General features: G+C 71.6%; 3 protein-coding genes and 1 pseudogene. 1 reads left to right on the top strand and 3 read right to left on the bottom strand.

Features of this window, described 5'->3' with window-relative positions:
* The 3 genes from AC5LUJ_RS17640 to AC5LUJ_RS17630 all read right to left on the bottom strand — a co-directional run.
* Positions 1-722, bottom strand: a 722-nt coding sequence (locus AC5LUJ_RS17640) for an ABC transporter permease (protein ID WP_493465319.1), incomplete at its 3' end; no start/stop codon positions are given.
* A complete protein-coding gene (locus AC5LUJ_RS17635; protein ID WP_493465320.1) occupies positions 626-871 on the bottom strand; it encodes a hypothetical protein in 246 nt (81 codons plus the stop codon). The genes AC5LUJ_RS17640 and AC5LUJ_RS17635, both read right to left, overlap by 97 nt.
* A 108-nt stretch (positions 872-979) precedes the next feature.
* A complete protein-coding gene (locus tag AC5LUJ_RS17630; RefSeq protein WP_250292152.1) occupies positions 980-2,500 on the bottom strand; it encodes an ABC transporter substrate-binding protein in 1,521 nt (506 codons plus the stop codon).
* Between the two features lie 703 nt (positions 2,501-3,203).
* On the opposite strand from AC5LUJ_RS17630, the pseudogene AC5LUJ_RS17625 reads away from it, so the two are divergent.
* Positions 3,204-3,377 (top strand): annotated as a pseudogene (locus tag AC5LUJ_RS17625) (SDR family NAD(P)-dependent oxidoreductase); the annotation flags it as partial.

The raw sequence follows: 3,377 nt of genomic DNA, 5'->3' as shown, positions 1-3,377 counted from the left end.
GTGATCAGCAGGACCGTGCCCTGGACCTTGACCAGGTCGCGGTTGCCGATGTCGACGATCAGCATCTGCCCGACGCCGGGCAGCGCGAACACGTTCTCGATCACGACCGTGCCGGCGAGCAGGGTGGCGAACTCCAGGCCCAGCACGGACAGGACCGGCCCGGCCGCGTTGCGGACCCCGTGCCGCAGCAGCGCCCGGCCGCGGGTCAGCCCCTTCGCCCGGGCGGTGCGGATGAAGTCCGCGTGCAGCACCTCCAGCGTCGCCGAGCGGGTGAACCGCATCAGCACCGCGCCCTCCACCAGCGCCAGGGTGGCCACGGGCAGCGCCAGTGCGCGCACGGCCGCCGCCGGGTCGTCCCAGCCGTCCGGCGGGAACCCGCCGGCGGGCAGCACCCCCCACTCGACCGCGAACAGGGTGATGAGCATCAGCCCCACCCAGAAGCTGGGCACCGCGATGCCGAGCTGGCCGAGCGTGGACAGGGCCAGCCCGTCGGCCCGCCGGTGCCGGGCCGCCGCGATGATCCCGAGCGGCAGCGCGGCCGCGACGGCCAGGATGATCGCGCCGGCCACCAGCGGCGCGGTCACCGTCAGCTTCTCGCCGAGCTGCGCCGACACGGACACCCCGTTCACCGCCGAGACGCCGAAGTCACCGGTGAGGACACCGCCGACCCAGCTGGCGTACTGGGTGGCCAACGGCCGGTCGACGCCGAGCTGGTGGCGGATCCTGGCGACCTGCTCCGGGCGGCCGTGGTCCCCGCGATCACGTCGGCCACGTCGCCGGGCAGCAGCCGCAGCAGCAGGAAGACGAGCAGGCTCGCGATGACCAGCGACCCGGCCAGCAGGACGAGGCGCCGCAGCATGATCACCGCCATGGGCCCGCCCTCCGCACTCCCCACATCCTCCGTGCAATGACTTTACGTATCAGAATTGACACCCTCCGCGTCAGGAGTGGGCGTCGAACACGACGGCGGCCGGCCGGCTCAGGACTTCCTGATCTCGATCTTCGAGACGTCGTAGAGGGACGACAGGTTGTTGGTCGGGTAGCCGGTGACACCGGCCCGCACGACCTGCCGGGCCGGGCCGAGCAGCAGCCAGTCGCTGGCCGCGTCCTCGGAGATCTGCCGGGCGAGCCTGCGCAGGTTCTGGTCACGCTCGGCGTCCGAAGCCGCCGTCACCGCGGCCCGGTAGTCCTGCTGGGCGGCCGGGCTGTCGTAGCGCCAGTAGTAGCCCGGCTTCGCGTAGTTGCCCAGGTCCCGCGGTTCGGCGTGGTCGACGATGCTCAGGTCGTAGTCGGCGTTCCGGTACACCTGGGTCAGCCAGGTGGGGAACTCGACGCTGGTGATCCGTACCGTGATCCCGATGTCCTGGAGCTGGGAGCGCACGTACTCGGCGATGGCCGGCGGGTAGATGTTCGCGACCGTCAGGCCCAGGGTCAGCCCGCCGGCGTGGCCGGCGTCGGCGAGCAGCTTGCGGGCGTTCGCCGGGTCGTACCTGTCGATTCCGGTGAGGTCCTCGTACCAGGGGTCCAGCGGCGGGACGGAACTGCCGATCCGGGTGCCGCCGCCGAGTATCTTGATCAGTCCGTCCTTGTCGATGCCCTGCCGGATCGCGTGCCGGACCCGCGCGTCGGACAGCGGGGCGCGCGAGTGGTTGAACCCGAGAGTGATCTTGTCGCTGCTCGTGCCCGTGGAGACGGCGAAGTTCGGGTTGCCCTGGTAGGAGTTGACCAGTTCGATGTCGGTGATGGTGCCGATGTCGACCTGCCCGGTCCGCACCGCGTTGTTCTGCGCGTTCGGGTCGGTGAGGTAGCGGAAGACCACCCGGGCGACGCCGGCCTTCGGCCCCCAGTACCGGTCGTTGCGCACGAGCGTGACGCTGTCGCCGTGCCGCCAGCTGTCGAACCGGAACGGGCCGGTGCCGACCGGCCTGCTCTCCAGATCGGTGGCGCCCTCCCGGACGATGACGCCGGCGGCGCCGGTGAGCCGGTAGGTCAGGTTGGTGTCGCGGTCCTTCAGGGTGAGCACGACGGTCTTCTCGTCGGGCGCGGTCACCGAGGCCACCGAGGCCAGGTCGGCGGCGTTGGGATTGACCGATCCCGGCGCGCTGGCCCGGCTCAGGGAGGCCACCGCGTCGGCGGCACGCAGCGGTGAGCCGTCATGGAAGGTCACGCCGTCCCGCAGCGTGAAGGTGTAGGTCTTCCCGTCTTCCGAGACCTTGTAGGACGTGGCCAGCGCCGGGGTGATGACGCCGGAGCCGTCCCGCTGGAGCAGCCCCTGGTAGACGTTGTTGAGCAGGATCTGGCCGATGGCGGCGCCGGAGGCCCTGGTGATGTCGAGGCTGCCCGGCTCGAGAACGAGCCCGACGGTCAGGGTGGCGTCCGGGCTGGGCCTGCCGGCCGTGGTGGCTGCCGGGTCCGCCGCGCCGCCGGAGGCGTCCGAGCCGCAGGCCGTGAGCACCGCCAGCGCCAGGGCTGCCGCGCCGGCGAACAATCTGGTCTTCATCAGCTGCCTTCTCCTGGAAAGCCGTCGGGCACGGTCACGGCCGCGACCAGCGACGCCGCCGAGACCGTCCGGGGCCGCCCGATGCTGGCCGGCGCTTCCTGGCGACAGGACGGGCGCGAGCGTCGATGGTTACATAAAGTGACCAAAATGGGTGTTGGTGCATGCGCTGCATGCGCTGCATGAGGTGCGGGCCGTCTGCCGGAGCCCTGCCACCCCGCCGTACACGACGCCGCGCACGACGCGCCGCCATGGGGCGGTGCGCGACCCGTCGCGAAGGCCGCGGCCCCGCGGGGAAGCCGCGGCGATAAAGCGCGGTACGGCAGGAGAAGCGGGGGAGAGCCGGGAGGAGCAGCACCGTGCTGGCCGGCTCCGGTTCCGCGCGCTGCCGCCGATGGACGGTCCGGGCCTGACAGCTGTCAGCGGGGAACCGGTCCGGTGGGCAGCTGCCGTTCCGCCGCCACGCTCACCGGGCTTTCGGGATCAGCAACAGATCTGGTCGAAATGGTGCGCGCGGCGCGAGATCCAGAACGGGTCGAGAATCATCGCTGGCAGCCGACGCCCTGTGCGCACCGCATGAATGTAACCTCACGCGGGGTCAGACTCAATCAGGACCTCGCGGACGAGACCAGGCGGAGCCGGGCATGGATCGGACGAGACCAGGCGGAGCCGGGCATGGATCTGGCGAGACCAGGCGGAGCCGGGCATGGATCTACGGCTGGACGGGCGGCGCGCGATCGTGACCGGTGGCAGCCGTGGCATCGGGCGGGCCATCGCCAGGTCGCTGGCCGCCGAAGGGGCCAAGGCCGTGATCGGGTCGTGATCGCCGCGCGGGACGCCGACGCCCTGGCGGTGGCCGCCAGGCAGCTTGCGGCGGCGA

It is taken from the genome of Protofrankia sp. CiP1_Cm_nod3 (assembly GCF_982290655.1).
Note: the sequence above shows the minus strand (reverse complement) of the source record. Positions and strands in the feature narration are given on the sequence as shown.

Excerpts from the sequence above, each read along its gene's own strand:
- AC5LUJ_RS17635 (WP_493465320.1), bottom strand. The coding sequence starts at position 871 with ATGGCGGTGATCATGCTGCGGCGCCTCGTCCTGCTGGCCGGGTCGCTG.
- AC5LUJ_RS17630 (WP_250292152.1), bottom strand. The coding sequence starts at position 2,500 with ATGAAGACCAGATTGTTCGCCGGCGCGGCAGCCCTGGCGCTGGCGGTG.